Source organism: Sinorhizobium sp. P24N7, from assembly GCF_042436655.1.
Taxonomy (GTDB): Bacteria; Pseudomonadota; Alphaproteobacteria; order Rhizobiales; family Rhizobiaceae; genus Sinorhizobium; species Sinorhizobium meliloti_A.
This window is the reverse complement of sequence record NZ_JBHMIW010000005.1, coordinates 174,698-188,933: the sequence shown is the minus strand read 5'-3', so window position 1 is coordinate 188,933 and position 14,236 is coordinate 174,698. Positions and strand designations below refer to the sequence as shown.

The 14,236-nt window shown below is 62.7% G+C and carries 13 protein-coding genes; 6 read left to right on the top strand and 7 right to left on the bottom strand.

The window, feature by feature from the left end; genetic code table 11:
* The first annotated feature begins 54 nt into the window (after positions 1-54).
* The 6 genes from ACFHWW_RS10410 to ACFHWW_RS10385 all read left to right on the top strand — a co-directional run bounded on the left by ACFHWW_RS10410 (position 55) and on the right by ACFHWW_RS10385 (position 7,807).
* Positions 55-2,286 (top strand): TonB-dependent siderophore receptor, encoded by a 2,232-nt coding sequence (locus ACFHWW_RS10410; RefSeq protein ID WP_379938145.1) that lies wholly within the window; start codon positions 55-57, stop codon positions 2,284-2,286.
* Positions 2,287-2,489: 203 nt separating this feature from the next.
* Positions 2,490-3,833, top strand: coding sequence for an extracellular solute-binding protein (locus tag ACFHWW_RS10405; RefSeq protein WP_275597626.1), 1,344 nt, complete (start codon positions 2,490-2,492; stop codon positions 3,831-3,833).
* A 73-nt stretch (positions 3,834-3,906) separates the two neighbouring features.
* On the top strand, positions 3,907-4,797 hold the full coding sequence (locus ACFHWW_RS10400) for a carbohydrate ABC transporter permease (protein ID WP_100671735.1): 891 nt from the start codon (positions 3,907-3,909) through the stop codon (positions 4,795-4,797).
* 7 nt (positions 4,798-4,804) lie between these two features.
* Positions 4,805-5,692 carry an ABC transporter permease subunit gene (locus ACFHWW_RS10395; RefSeq protein ID WP_379938144.1) on the top strand — a complete coding sequence of 296 codons (888 nt, stop codon included), beginning with the start codon at positions 4,805-4,807 and terminating at the stop codon, positions 5,690-5,692.
* A 42-nt stretch (positions 5,693-5,734) separates the two neighbouring features.
* Positions 5,735-6,865 carry an ABC transporter ATP-binding protein gene (locus ACFHWW_RS10390; protein WP_275599881.1) on the top strand — a complete coding sequence of 377 codons (1,131 nt, stop codon included), beginning with the start codon at positions 5,735-5,737 and terminating at the stop codon, positions 6,863-6,865.
* Positions 6,866-6,892: 27 nt separating this feature from the next.
* Positions 6,893-7,807, top strand: a complete 915-nt coding sequence (locus ACFHWW_RS10385; protein ID WP_100671738.1) for a sugar phosphate isomerase/epimerase — start codon at positions 6,893-6,895, stop codon at positions 7,805-7,807.
* A 168-nt stretch (positions 7,808-7,975) separates the two neighbouring features.
* Here the strand turns inward: ACFHWW_RS10385 and ACFHWW_RS10380 are convergent, their stop codons facing one another.
* The 7 genes from ACFHWW_RS10380 to ACFHWW_RS10350 form a co-directional block, all read right to left on the bottom strand.
* On the bottom strand, positions 7,976-8,413 hold the full coding sequence (locus ACFHWW_RS10380; protein ID WP_003537271.1) for an RpiB/LacA/LacB family sugar-phosphate isomerase: 438 nt from the start codon (positions 8,411-8,413) through the stop codon (positions 7,976-7,978).
* A gap of 44 nt (positions 8,414-8,457) precedes the next feature.
* On the bottom strand, positions 8,458-9,225 hold the full coding sequence (locus ACFHWW_RS10375) for a triose-phosphate isomerase (RefSeq protein ID WP_379938143.1): 768 nt from the start codon (positions 9,223-9,225) through the stop codon (positions 8,458-8,460).
* A complete protein-coding gene (locus ACFHWW_RS10370; RefSeq protein ID WP_275597623.1) occupies positions 9,222-10,007 on the bottom strand; it encodes a DeoR/GlpR family DNA-binding transcription regulator in 786 nt (261 codons plus the stop codon). The genes ACFHWW_RS10375 and ACFHWW_RS10370 overlap by 4 nt, the downstream gene beginning before the upstream one ends.
* Positions 10,008-10,101: 94 nt before the next feature.
* Positions 10,102-11,040, bottom strand: coding sequence for a sugar phosphate isomerase/epimerase family protein (locus tag ACFHWW_RS10365; protein WP_379938142.1), 939 nt, complete (start codon positions 11,038-11,040; stop codon positions 10,102-10,104).
* Positions 11,041-11,053: 13 nt separating this feature from the next.
* Complete coding sequence (locus tag ACFHWW_RS10360) at positions 11,054-11,899, bottom strand: TIGR01459 family HAD-type hydrolase (RefSeq protein WP_379938141.1); 846 nt, start codon at positions 11,897-11,899, stop codon at positions 11,054-11,056.
* Positions 11,896-13,179 carry an FGGY-family carbohydrate kinase gene (locus ACFHWW_RS10355; RefSeq protein WP_379938140.1) on the bottom strand — a complete coding sequence of 428 codons (1,284 nt, stop codon included), beginning with the start codon at positions 13,177-13,179 and terminating at the stop codon, positions 11,896-11,898. Before ACFHWW_RS10355 ends, ACFHWW_RS10360 begins: the two co-directional genes overlap by 4 nt.
* On the bottom strand, positions 13,176-14,231 hold the full coding sequence (locus tag ACFHWW_RS10350) for a class II aldolase/adducin family protein (protein ID WP_338282454.1): 1,056 nt from the start codon (positions 14,229-14,231) through the stop codon (positions 13,176-13,178). Before ACFHWW_RS10350 ends, ACFHWW_RS10355 begins: the two co-directional genes overlap by 4 nt.
* Between the last annotated feature and the right edge of the window lie 5 nt (positions 14,232-14,236).

The following is a 14,236-nucleotide window of genomic DNA, read 5'->3' as shown; positions in this document are numbered from 1 at the left end:
TTGTCGACGGTGCCGGTCGCGCGGGGCAACGCGGGGCCGGCCGATTTTCGGGGCATGAATGAGATGAAGTGCAGGATTCGCGGGGCGCATCTGAAGACTCTTCTGGCGAGCGGAGCGGCGCTCGCGCCGCTGATGATGAGCGGAATGGCGCTGGCGCAGGAGGGAAACGCCACGCAGCTCGAGCGAATCGTCGTCGAGGGCGGCAATGCGACGGGCGCCAACGCGAGCGGACCGGTGGACGGCTACGTCGCAAAGGCGACCGCAACCGGGTCGAAGACCGCCACGCCGCTCAACGAAATCCCCCAGTCGGTCTCCGTCGTCGGCCGCGAGGAACTGGACGATCGCGCCGTGGTCAACAAGGTCGACGAGGCCTTGCGCTATACGCCGGGCGTCACGTCGGCACCTTTCGGCACCGATCCCGACACGGACTGGTTCTACATCCGCGGCTTCGATGCGGCCCAGACCGGCCTCTTCCTCGACGGCTTGCCGCTCTTCAGCTTCGGTTTCGGCAATTTCCAGATCGACCCTTTCATGCTGGAGCGGATCGAGGTGCTGAAGGGCCCGGCCTCCGTGCTCTATGGCGGGTCCAATCCGGGCGGCATCATCAATCTGATCAGCAAGCGTCCGCTCGATGAGCCGCTCTATTACACCGAAGTCGGCATCAACAGCGACGGCAACGCCTTCACCGGCTTCGACATCAACGACAAGCTGAACGATGACGGAACGGTTCGCTACCGCCTGACCGGAAAGGTCGCCGGCGGCGACAACTATTCGGACTATTCCGAGGACCTGCGCGGTTTCATCCTTCCTCAGGTAACCTATGCACCCGACGACGCGACCAGCCTGACCGTCTTCGGCCTGCTCCAGGGTCTGGACCAGGTTCATGTCGGCAACGGCTTCCTGCCCTATGTCGGAACCGTGGTCGATGCTCCCTACGGCAAGATCGACCGCGACGCCTATTTCGGCGAGCCGGACATGGACGAAGGAACCTACGCCCAGCAGATGGTCGGCTACGAGTTCACGCACGACTTCGACAACGGCTGGAAATTCACGCAGAACGCCCGCTATGCCCATCTCCACAAACACGAGAACTATCCGTATCCCTACGGCTATGTCGGCCCGGGCTTCGGCAATGTCGATCCGATCGCTCCGGACTACCTCCTGAACCGCATCGGTTTCGAGGCCACCTCGAAAGTCGACAGCTTTGCGATCGACAACCGCGCCGAGACGGAATTCGATCTCGGCGCCACGAGCCACACCTTCCTCGCCGGCCTGGATTACAAATATTACCGACTGGACCACATTGGCGCCTCGGGAGGCGCAACACCGATCAGCCCGACCGATCCGGTTTATGGTGTGCCGCAGGGCCCGAAATCCGTCTACATCAACCAGGTTTTCACGCAGCAGCAGATCGGCATTTATGCTCAGGATCAAGTGCGGTTCGGCGACGGTTGGCTGGCCACGCTCAATGGGCGATACGACTATGTGGACACCGACCTCAGGAACGGCGCCACGGCCTGGGCCGCAGCTTCGAACTTCGGATATGACGACGGAGCGCTCAGCGGCCGGGCCGGCCTTGCCTACGAGTTCGAAAGCGGCGTTACGCCCTATTTGAGCGTAGCGACATTCTTCAATCCGCTCGTGGGCTCGCGCGACTCGAACCCGGATCCCGCGGTCACGACGCTGGTGCCCCTGAAGCCCGAAGAAGGCTACCAATACGAAGCGGGGATCAAATACGAGCCGACGTTTATCGATGGTTTGTTCACCGCCTCGGTCTTCGAGATAACCAAGCAGAACGTCCAGGTGACCGACACACTCGGTGTTTCCACACAGCTCGGCGAGGTGCGCTCCCGCGGTTTCGAGCTCGAGGGCAAGGTGAATATCGACGAAAACTGGAAGGTCGTCTCGGCGTTCAGCTATACCGATCTGGAGATCACGGAAGACGCCAACCCGTCGCTGCTCGGCAAGTCGCCCTATCTCATACCCGAGACTCAGGCCGCTCTGTGGCTCGACTACACCGTGACCGACGGCGCGTTCGAAGGCATGAGCCTCGGTGCGGGCGTGCGCCGCCAGGGCGAGTCCTGGGCGGACGCCGCGAATACGAAGAAGGTCCCGGCGGCGACGCTCGTAGATGCCGCCATCCGCTACGAGAAGAACGACTGGACAGCGTCGCTCAACGTCGCCAACCTGTTCGACAAGGACTATGTCGCGGGCTGCCAGGGCCTCCTGACCTGCGGCTATGGCGAAAGCCGGACCTTCACGCTGAAGCTCAGCAAGAAGTGGTGACGGGCGGCATTTCCACCTCATCCGCCTGCCGGCACCTCCCCGCAGGCGGGGCGAAGGTCGCGGCGGCGAGTTGAGGGGGGCCGCCTCGTCCCGCGATCAAACTTTCATTTTTCCATCATGTAGATCGGCAACGACTGTCACACTCAACTGGTAGCAAGCGCTCGGCTTCATTCATGCCAACAATCTGCAGGGAGCGCTTTGCAATGAGAATCTCCGTCACTACGTCCCTTATCATCGGCTTGGTCGCAGGCATCGCGCCTGGCCTGCCGGCGGCTGCAGCCGAAAAGACGAAGTTTGAGTTCTGGTACGGCCTTTCGGGCGATCTTGGGGAACGTGTCCAGGATGCCTGCAAGAAGTTCAACGAAAGCCAGACCGAATTCGAGATCGTCTGCACCTCGCAAAACGGATACGACGCGACCCTGCAGAACACGATTGCCGCCTACCGCGCGAAGAAGCAGCCGGCAATCACCCAGATCTACGATGCCGGCACTCTGGACATGATGCTTTCGGGTGCATTCGTGCCCGCCAGGAAGCTGATGGCCGACAACGGCTACAGCATCGATTGGAACAATTATTTCGGCGGCATCGCCAATTATTATGCGACGGCAAAGGGAGAACTGAACTCCTTCCCGTTCAACTCCTCGACTGCGATGTTCTACTACAATGTCGACGCCTTCGAGAAGGCCGGCGTCGATTTCAAGCCGGACACCTGGGAACAGGTCGAGGCAGCGGCCCGCAAATTGAAGGCAGCCGGATACGAATGCCCGCTCGCCTTCAACTTCGATACCTGGCAGCTCATGGAGCAGTTTTCGGCCATCCACAACCAGCCGATCGCCACCAGGGGGAATGGCTACAACGGGCTGGATGCCGAGCTGGTCGTCAACAGGACCAGGTTCGTGGACCATGTGAAGTTCTTCAAGAAAATGGCAGACGAGAAGCTGTTCGTGGTCAAGACCAAGCAGTTGGGCATGGATCTCGTCCCGGCCTTCACGTCGCAGACCTGCCAGATGATACAGACCTCGATCGCCGACCATGGCACCGTCGGCAAGTCCCTTCCCGAGGGGGTGAAGTGGGACGTCGCCATGCTGCCCGTATGGAACGGCACCGAGCGGCAGAATTCTCTCGTCGGCGGCGCGTCGCTCTGGGTGCTCGCCGGCCGTCCGGAAGCGGAGTACAAGGGCGCGGCCGCCTTCCTCAACTATCTCGCGACACCCGAAATGGCCGAGTGGTGGTCCACGGTAACCGGATATATCCCGGTGACCAGGACCGGGTTCGACGCCATGAAGTCAAACGGGTTCTACGACAAGGCACCCTACAAGGGACGCGAGCTCGCCATCGAGAGCCTGTCCTTTACTCCGACCTCGGAGAACACCCGCGGCATTCGCCTCGGTGGCTTCACGCAAGTCCGCAAGGAACTCGCGACCGCCCTCGAAGCGATCTTCATGCAGAACGCGGACGTGCAGACGGAACTCGACAGGGCCGTTGAACGCGGCAATGCCGTCCTGCGCCGTTTTGAGAAGACCTACGCCGGACAGACGCTGAACTAGATCTGATCCGATCCGGGGCCTGCCGTGACGTCGGCAGGCCCGATTTTCTTCCTGCACATCGGAAATCGAAGCTATGGACAAGCGTGCGGCCTTTCGCAGCTGGTGGCTGCCAAGCCTATTCGCCCTGCCGCAGATCATCCTGATCCTGCTGTTTTTCTATTGGCCAGCAGTCGCCGTGCTGCGATGGGCGTTCACATTGGAGCCGCCGTTCGGGGGCGCCGCGGAATTCGTCGGCCTTGCCAACTTCCAGGAGGTTTTCGCCGATCCGCTCTACTGGAACTCCGTCGGTATCAGCCTGGCATTCGCCCTTTGCGGCACCTTGGCCACCATCTTCATCGGCCTCGTTCTTGCGCTTGCGGTCGATCGGCAATTGCCGGCCTCAGCTCCGTTCCGGTTTCTGTACATTCTGCCTTATGCGATTGCAGGCCCGGCCGCAGGCATGGCTTTCCGCTTTATCCTGTCGCCGGAGCGCGGACTGATGGCATCGGTCAACGCGGCTTTCCCGGATTTCTGGAACCCGGCCAAATACGGCAGCCACGCCCTGATTCTCGTCATCGTCGTCTTTGCGTGGAAATGGGCGGGCTACACATTCATCTTCCTTCTCGCCGGCCTTCAGTCGGTCCCCCGTTCGCTTATCGAGGCTGCCGCCATGGACGGCTCCGGCCCCGTCCGCCGTGCGGTCGATATCCAGGTACCCATGCTGGCGCCGACGCTCTTCTTCCTGCTGGTCATCATGATGACCGAGGGATTCGTCGGGGCCGACACCTACGGCATCGTAGACCGAACGACGGAGGGCGGGCCGAACCACGGCACGGATGTGATGGTGTACCGCATCGTCGAGGAGGCATTCCGCGGCTTGAACTATTCCGGCGCGTCGGCGCAAAGCCTCGTCCTCATCGGTCTCATCATGATCTTCACCTTCATCCAGTTCCGCTTCATCGAGCGCCAGGTCCACTACAAGTGAGGCTCACATGATACAGCGGACACCTTTCGCCAACGCCCTCACCTACGGCGTGATGATCTTCGGCTTCCTGCTGCTGATCGGCCCTTTCATCGTGATCGTGTCGGGCGCCAGCCAGACCTTTCAGCAAGTAAACGCCGTACCCTTCAGTCTTCTGCCGCAGGATCGCCTGATCGAGAACATGAGGGCCGCATGGGAGCGCGCCAATCTCGGAACGGCGATGCTGAACAGTTTGGTCATGGCCAGCCTCGTCACGATCGGCAAAGTGGCCCTGTCGGCGCTGACGGCCTTCGCCATCGTCTTCTTCCGAACCCCGCTGAAGGGCTTCTTCTTCTGGATGGTGTTCATTACCCTGATGTTGCCGCTGGAGGTGCGCGTGGTGCCCACCTATGCCGTCGCTGCCGATCCGTTCCAACCCGTCCGGCTTCTGATCTCCGCAGTAACGGGCTTCGAAGTCTCGGTCGACTGGAACCTTCTCAACTCCTACGCCGGCCTCACGCTGCCCCTGATCGCGACCGCGACCGGAACGTTCCTCTACCGCCAGTTCTACCTGACCCTGCCCGACGAACTGGCAGAGGCGGCGCGGATGGACGGGTCGGGTGCGATCCGCTTCTTCATCGATATGCTGCTGCCGCTGTCGCGCACGAACATGCTCGCTTTGACCACGATCATGTTCGTCTATGGGTGGAACCAGTATCTCTGGCCGCTCCTGATGGTGACGGACCCTCAATACAAGACCACGATGATGTCGCTGATTGCGCTCCTGCCGTCCGAAAACGGCACTCCGGACTGGAACGTGACGCTTGCCGGATCCTTGATCATCATGCTGCCCCCGCTCATCGTCGTTGCCGTCCTCCAGCGGTGGTTCGTTCGCGGGCTCGTGGCGACCGAAAAATGAATCGCATTTCCCAAACAGAAACAGACAGAGAGGCCCGCGTTCATGGCTGACATCCAAATTAGCGCCGTGCGCAAGTCCTACGGCAAGGTCCCTACCCTGCATGGCATCGACCTCGCCTTCGCGTCGGGAGAATTCGTCGTTATCCTCGGTCCGTCCGGGTGCGGGAAATCGACGCTTCTGAGGATGATCGCGGGGCTGGAGGAAATCACCGCCGGGGAGATCGCCATCAACGGGCGGGTCGTCAACAGGCTTGAGCCGCGCGAACGCGGCTGCGCCATGGTGTTCCAGAACTACGCCCTCTATCCCCACATGACCGTCGCCGGAAATATCGGCTATGCCCTGAAGGTGGCGGGCATACCGAAGGCTGAGCGGCTGCGCCGCATCGAGGAAACAGCGAAGATCGTCGGGCTTTCCGACTATCTCAATCGGAAGCCCGCGGCACTTTCCGGCGGTCAGCGCCAGCGCGTTGCCATGGCCCGCGCGATTATCCGCGAACCGAGCGTGTTCCTTTTCGACGAACCGCTCTCGAATCTCGACGCCAAACTGCGCGTCACCATGCGAGCCGAGATCCGGAAGCTGCATCAGCGTCTCTCGGCAACGTCCATCTTCGTCACCCATGATCAGGTCGAAGCCATGACGCTCGCGGACAAGCTGGTGGTCATGAACAAGGGCCTCGTCGAACAGGTAGGACAGCCGCTCGACATCTACCATCGTCCGGCAAGCATCTTCGTCGCGTCCTTCATCGGCTCGCCGGCCATGAACCTGTTCGATGCCGAGATCGACGTCGGCAACGCCTGCCTGACCTTCGCCGGCGCGAAGCTGCCGATCGACAGGAGGATTGCGGCGCGTCTGGGCGCAGGAAACATCACGATCGGCATTCGCCCGGAACAGTGCATCGTGTCGCCCGAAGCAAAAGGCGGCGTCGCGATCAAGGTCGAGTTCGTCGAGGAGCTCGGATCCGGCCGCGTCATTCACGCGGAGCTGCATGGCCGTCCCTTCGCCGCCTGTGTGGACGAGAAAGTGCGCGTCCGGCCGGGTGATTGGATCGACCTGGAGCTGCCTTTGGCGCAATTGCACGTTTTCGACCGCGAGTCAGGCCGGCGGATCGGGGTCGATCTGGAACCTCGCGCCGTCGCTGCTTCCGCCGCTCGACCGGCATTCGAAACAATCTGATCGCGTCCATCGAGAAGGAGAAACGCAATGAACGAAATCATTTCCGCCGTAGGCTTTTGCAACCGGACCGGCAAGGGCGATCTTTCGAGCCTGGACGCGTCCTTACGCGAAGTTGCCGAAACGGGTGCTGACGCCTGCGAAATCGGAATTTACGGCGAAGAAATCGTCAGTGGCGGACGCATCATCGAAGACCGTGTCCGGCGCGTCGCCGACATCACGAAGAAATATTCCTTCAAAAAGCTCTCGCTGCACGGTCAGATCCTGTCCAACTTCATGGATCGCCAGCATCATCATCTGCAGAAAAAGGTCGTGAGGGCGATGCTCGAATTGTGTGACCGGCTTGGCGCCGGGATCCTCGTTCATCACTCCGGCGCGGCGCAGCTCGCCCCCGGAGAAAGCGCCGCCGATCTCGACAGGATGGAACGCGATGCCCTCGCGGAAATGGCGGAGATCGCAAAAGCGTACGGAGTACGCATCGCGCTTGAAAACATCTTCACGACGGAAACCGGCCAGTATCGGCAGACGCCGAGGCAGGTCGCCGAAACCGTGCGGGCGATCGGTTCCGACAACGTCGTCGCGCTCATCGACTTCTCGCATGCCTATATCGAAGCGACGCATCGAGGACTCGACTTCCGCGACGAGCTGAGGACAATGGCGCCGGTGACTGGTCACCTGCATGTCCACGACAGTTTCGGGCTGCCCTATTCCATGACCCGCTTCTATCATCCGGCAGAGGCGACCGCACTCGGCATCGGAGACCTGCATCTGCCGATCGGCTGGGGCGACATTGCCTGGGACGACATTTTCTCCGAGTTGACCTTCCTTCCGGACACGACGCTGATCATGGAAATCGACGCCGGGCGGTTTGCCGATCAGCAACCGGCGTGCCTGGAGCGCGCACGGAGTCTGGCCGCCGCAGTGGGACTGAGATCCGCGGCGTAGCGTGCGCGGTCACCTTTCCGCGCGTACCAGATCACGACGTTTCGGGTTGGAAGGCTACAGGATCAAAACCAATCCTGTTCCAGAAGCGAAAACACCCGGCATTGCTGCCGGGCGTCTCGCTGCGTGCGCATGAGGGAGGATCAGCACGCGCCGCAGAATTCGCGACCGTTACTTCGCCTGATCCAGGCGGTCGATCGCTTCGACATTTGCCGCCGACGGACCATTGGGGTCGAACTCGGAGGCCAGCCACGTATCGACGATCGATTTCGCCAGTTCCGGGCCGATGACGCGCGCGCCCATGGTGATGATCTGGGCGTTGTTGGATTTGGCCGCCCGCTCGGCGGAATAGGTATCGTGGGTCAGCGCGGCGCGGATGCCCGGCACCTTGTTGGCCGAGATGCACACGCCGATGCCGGTGCCGCAGATCAGAATGCCGCGCTCGTTTTCGCCGGCCGTGATCGTCTGCGCCAGATCGCGGGAGAGATCGGCATAGTAGCCGGTCTGACTCAGGTCCTTGACTTCGAGATCGCTCCTCTTGGCGAGATGCGCGGCGATGACGTCGAGCAGGGGCTTGCCGGCACTGTCGGCTCCAATCGCGATTTTCATGTCGTTTCCTTTCCGTAAGGTGTTGTTGCCTGACCCGGCGATGCTCAGATCGCCCGGGCTACGCGTTGCAGAATGTCGAGGTAGCCGCCCACGTCCCAGGCGGAGCGGCCGATGAAGAGCCCGTCGATATGGCGCTGGAGGATCAATTCCTCGCAGTTCTGCGGATTGACGCTGCCGCCATAGAGTACCGGAACCTTCACGCCGAGTGCACGCTCGGCGACTTCGCCAATGCGGCGGTGGCGGGCATCCGCATAGTCGGCGGTGGCCGGTATGCCGTTGACGCCGATCGCCCAGACCGGCTCATAGGCCAGGAGAACGGGCGCCGTCCGCGCCGCGCCTTCGAGAAAGGCAAAGGCGCCTTCCACCTGGCGCTTCAGGACCGTATCCGCCTCGCCCGCTTCGCGTTCCGCGAGAGTCTCGCCGATGCAGATCAACGGCACGAGCCCATGCTTGACGGCGGCTGCCGTCTTCAGGCCCACGGTGCGGTCGGTCTCGCCGAAATGCTCCCGCCGCTCGCTGTGGCCGAGCTCGACGATGTCGAGATCGCAATCCCTCAGCATGACCGGAGAAATTTCGCCGGTCCAGGCGCCCGCATCGTCCCAGTGCATGTTCTGCGCACCGACCTTGACGCTCGTCGCCTTAAGCCTTTCCTTCACCTGCCGCACGGCGGTGAACGGAGGAATGACGAAGCGCTGTATCCGCTGATCGCGCCCATCGTCGGCGGCCGCAAGACCGTCGGCGAAGACCATTGCCTCGGCCAGCGTCTTGTTCATCTTCCAGCTCGTGCCGACCCAGAGACCAGTCTTGCTCATGCGTTCTCCAATATTTTCCGATTGTCGATCCTGACGAGCTTGACGCCGGCGTCGCCGAGCGCCGCCGTATTCCCCTCGGACACTTCGCTTCCGGTCAGCACCGCATCGAAGGCCTCCAGCCCCGTCAGGAAATGCAGGGCCGACCGGCCGAACTTGCCGTGGTCCACCAGGAGATATTTGCGGCTGGCGGATTTCACCATCTGGCGCTTGATCTGCACGACCTCCTGATCCTGGTGGAACGCTGACGCGCCCTCGACGGCCGAACTCGACAGGAAGGCCACGTCGGCGCGCAGCGAACGCAGCGCCTCCTCGGTGACGACACCGAAAAAGCCGTTGAATTTCTTGCTGTAATGCCCGCCAAGCGCGATCAGGTTGATGCCCGGGGCTCCCGAAAGATCGGCGATGACGCCGAGATTGTTGGTGATGACGGTGAGCGGGCGAATATCCCTTAGAAACCCGGCGATCGCTCCGGCCGTCGAGCTGTCGTCGATGATGATGCTCTGGCCGGGCTCGATCAGCGTCGCGGCATGTTCCGCAAGGCGGCGCTTCTCGCCCGTCGCGATCTTTTCGCGGTAGCGGAAATCGCTTTCGAATTGCGGGCTCGACTGGATGGAAGCGCCGCCATGGACCTTTCGCAGGAGCCCCGCCTGTTCGAGATCGTCAAGATCGCGATGAACCGTCATCTTGCTGACGCCGAAGCGAAGGGCGAGTTCCTCGACGGAGGCTGTTCCCGCCTCCATCAGGACATCCATGATCGCCTGGCGTCTGTCTTCCGGTTTCATCGCATCGTCCCGTCAGGTGCAGCCTCGGCTGCGCCAAGGGAAAGGTAACAGTCTTCTGTGATATTCCAACTAAAATATGGGATTTTGTTACATTTCATTGTGATAATTTCGAAGCATTGAATCCCGTGTGGATAAAGGGCTCCCAGAATTCAACCGACTCCCGGATCATTTCCACCACGTTGCGGTCGGTCGGTTCGCGCTCCCGGAAGGAAAGCTCCAGGCAGATTTCGTTGTCCGTCCCGCCTCCCCTCCTGATGGCCTCGAGCAGTCGTTCGGGCGTGATCCTGCCGTCCTTGTTGTGGGCGGCCGTGAAGGGCCAGTGTCCGCCCTTGTTCATCGAGGACTGCTTGACGTGAATGATCGGCGACTGCCGCGGAAAGGCCTCCGCCCAGGCATAGGGATCGACGTCGGCGGCGTTCGGCGATGTGACGTCGCCATGATCGATGTCGACCATCATCCTCATCGGGATCGGCAGGTCGGCTGCCGCCAGACGCCGGTCGAGCGCCCTGCACGCCTCGATCGTGTGGCCGAACTCCCGGCCGACCGACATCGGCTCCCAGAAGACATAGGAAAGGCCCGCGGCCTTGGCGTGCTCTGCCACCTCGCGCCAGCATTCGATGGCGATCGTCATCAGTTCCTCGCGACGCGCCGGGTCGTGATAATCCCTGAGCGTGAAGATCGCGAATTGCGTACCCATGCCGGAGGCGCCGAGCTCGGCGGAGATATCGGCAAAAGTCTTGAACCAGTCGACATAATAGCGCCGGACGTCCGGGTCGGGATGCCCGAAATGATTGAGACGGCCATAGGGGCCTGTCATGCCGGAGGTGATTTTCACGCCGGTACGGCCGAGCGCCGTTCGAAACTGCCGCAGCGTCTTGTTGATCGTCGCCGCCGGCCAGCCCGGATTGACGAATTCATGGGTGAGCTGGACGTAACCGATGCGGATCTTCTCGGCGATGGTGTCGATCAGGTCGTCCGCCTCGGCAAAGCGGTTGACCAGAGGATTGGTGTTGAGCGACAGCGTGAAGGCCATTGCCGGCTCCTTGCTACCAGAGGAATTTCGGGAGGATGAAATCGGGGCTCGCGCCGTGCTCCCGGAAGAGCTGCCGGCGCTCCGCGTCCGACCGCTGCTCGAGAATTCCGGTGGCGACGAGCACCGAGCCGAGCCCGGCCGCCGCAGCCCCGGCAATGTCATGCTCGACGCTGTCGCCTATGGCACAGACGCGCCGCGGCTCCGGCCGCCCGAGAAAATCGAGCGCGAAGTCGTAGATGTCGGCAAACGGCTTGCCGATCCAGCGCACAGGACCGCCCAGCTCTTCGTAAAGCTCGGCGATGCGACCGGCGCCGAAGGCCGGGCCGCTCCTCGTCAGCATAACCTTGTCCGGGTTGGTACAGAGGCACGGGATGCCTCGCCGGGCAGCCGGTCCCAGCAGAACTTCGTAATAGGCAAGCGGATGGATATCGCCCTCGCTCCCCGCCAGCAGCACGATGTCGGCGTCTTCACCGCTCTCGGTGCGGACGAGGTTCAGCCCCTTGAGCGGCGACTGATCGCCGTCGCGGCTGATCAGAAGGCACTTGCGCGCTGCGCCACCCTCGCCTTCGGCCTCCCGTTTCAAGAGCTGCCAGGCAACCTCTCCCGAGGTCAGGAACCAGTCCCAGCTTCCGCCCTGGAAACCGAGTGCCTCCAGCCGCCGATCGTTCTCGGCCGAGCGCTTGCCGGAATTGGAGAGGATGATGACCCGCTTTCCGGCCTGTTTGAGACGGACAAGCGTTTCCGCCGCACCCGGATAGGGCCCGCGACCGTCTCTCAACACTCCGTATTGATCTACGAGAAAGGCATCATATGCGTCCGATATCGCAGAGAGGGCTGGAATTTCCCGGACGGCGCTCATAGCACGCCCGCCTCTTTCGCTCCCGACAGCGCCAGGCGAGCGGCGCCGGCAGCAGCCTCTTCCGATAGCACCGGCAGGAAGGGAACGGCGAGCCTCCGTTTTCGGATTTCGGTCCACACCCCGTTCTTCGCGCCGCCGCCGACGGTGCGGATCGAGCCTAGGGCCGGGCTGCCGAGGGATACGAGCCGCTCATAAGCAAGACGCTCGACCCCCGCGATGCCCTCGAAGATCGCCTTCAGGAATTCGGCGTCCTCCGTCGGGCGCGGTTCCATGCGCGGCATAAAGGCGGGATCGGCCACCGGGAACCGCTCGCCGGGCTTCAGCAGCGGATAGAAGTCGAGGCCCGTATCGCTCGCCGGGTCGATTTGCTCCGAAAGCTCGGCGATCCGATCGTTGCTGAAATGCGCGGCGAGAACCGCGCCACCGGTATTGGAGGCGCCGCCGGCAAGCCACATATCGCCGATCCGGTGGCTGTAGAGCCCGAATTCCGGGGCAAAGAGCGGCTTGTCGGAGAGCACCTTCACCGTCAGCGTCGTGCCCAGCGCGCTGACGGCGTCACCCGGCCGGTCAGCGCCGGTCGCAAGGAAGGAGGCGCAGCCATCCGTCGTACCCGCAACGATAACGGCTTCGCTCGGCAGTCCGAAGGCTTCCGCCGCGGCCGGCGAGATCGTCGCGACCGGCGCCCCCGCCGGCAGAACATCGGGCAGAAGATCGATACGCGCGCCGGTCCGCGCAAGCCATTCCGGCCAGTTGCGGGCAACGGGATCGTAGCCGGTCTTCAGCGCGTTGTTTTCGTCGCTGACGTCATAAAGCCCGGTGAAATGGCCGGCAATCCAGTCGGCCTGGTGAATGACACGGAAGACGTCCGGGAGCGACTGGAAGGTCAGCAGCTTGGCCAGGCCCGATGTTGCGCCATGTGCCGCACTCTCCTTGGGTGCATGAACGGCGATACGCTCCAGAACGGCGGGATCGCCGACCGGGTCGTTATACATGAGCGGTGTCGCGAGCGGCGCTCCGTCGACAGCGACCGGGAGCATGGTGCCCGACGTGCCGTCTATGCCGACCGCACATATATGCGAGCCGTCGACCGCTTCGAGTGCCTGCGCAAGCGCGGCCTGGACCGCCTCCCACCAGCCAAGCGGATCGCGATGGTCATCGGAAAAGGCGGCAAGCCTGGCTGCGCCCGACGCGACGATCTCGCCCGCAGCGGTCATCGCCACGGCACGTGCACCGGACGTGCCGAGGTCGATGCCGAGAACGAGCTTGCCCCGGCCGCTCATTGCAGCACCTGCCCTGCACGGTTCAGCTGCTGGCGGTATTTTTCCGCGTCCCAGCCGAGAAGTTCCGCGTTTTCCGCATCGGTGAGATAGCGCAGCCTTGCACCCTCCGGGATTCGCGCCGTCACGTCCGAAAGGCAGCGCGCCATGGCGAGCGCGCCGGCAGAGATATCCTTGAGCACCAAGGCGCCCTTGCCGGGAAAGAGAAGGACCGGCGGCAGGCTCTCTCCCGCGCGACGGAATCCCTCTTCGAGAGAGAGCGCGTTCTCTCCGGGAGCGGCGACAACCGATCCCTTGCCGAGAAAGATCACGTGGTCCGGATAGAGGCTGCCTCCCGCGGCAATTCTGCAGCTTTCGAGATCGGTCGCGGCATCATGGATCCGACCGTCGTCGGGCAGCCGGTAGGCGCTGTTGACCGCAAGGCGCGACAGCGCCTCAAGGTCGGCGGAAGGCGCCCGCCGCACGGGCACGGCGAAGCGCTGGGATACCTCTGCGAGAAGACGCGCCGCGTCCGCGACCGTCTCGGCGGCGACGGCGAGCCCGTGATTTCCGAGTACCAGGACCGAGGTGTCATCCCGAATCCGCTCGGCAATTGCCTTGGCGAGCGGCAGCCCCGGCCTGGCATAGGGAACGAAGGCGTAGGGAATGCCCTTAAGCTTCTCTTCGGCAATCGCGGCCGCGTCGGCGTGAACGGCAGTCGCGATCGTCTCGACGCAATGGACATGAACCACCACCTTCTGCGGCATCAGCGCGTGGACCGTGGTTTCGATCGACGGCCTGAGGCCCGAGGGGTTCAGATCCTCGACGACGAAATCCTGCGCCTTCTCCGTCGCCGGGTCGTCCCGCTCCAATGCGTCGAGCAACGGGTCGAGCGCGACCGCGACCATCACGTCGCGCCGACGGGCATGGGCAAGCCACAGGCCGGAAGCCTTGATCCAGAGGGTTCCGCCCTCCTTGATCGAGGTATTGCCGCCCGCGCCCTGAACGAGATCCGGATCGGCGCCGACACGCGCCGACAGATCGAGAAGCGCTTCGAATTCGGAGCTTCGCAACATCAATT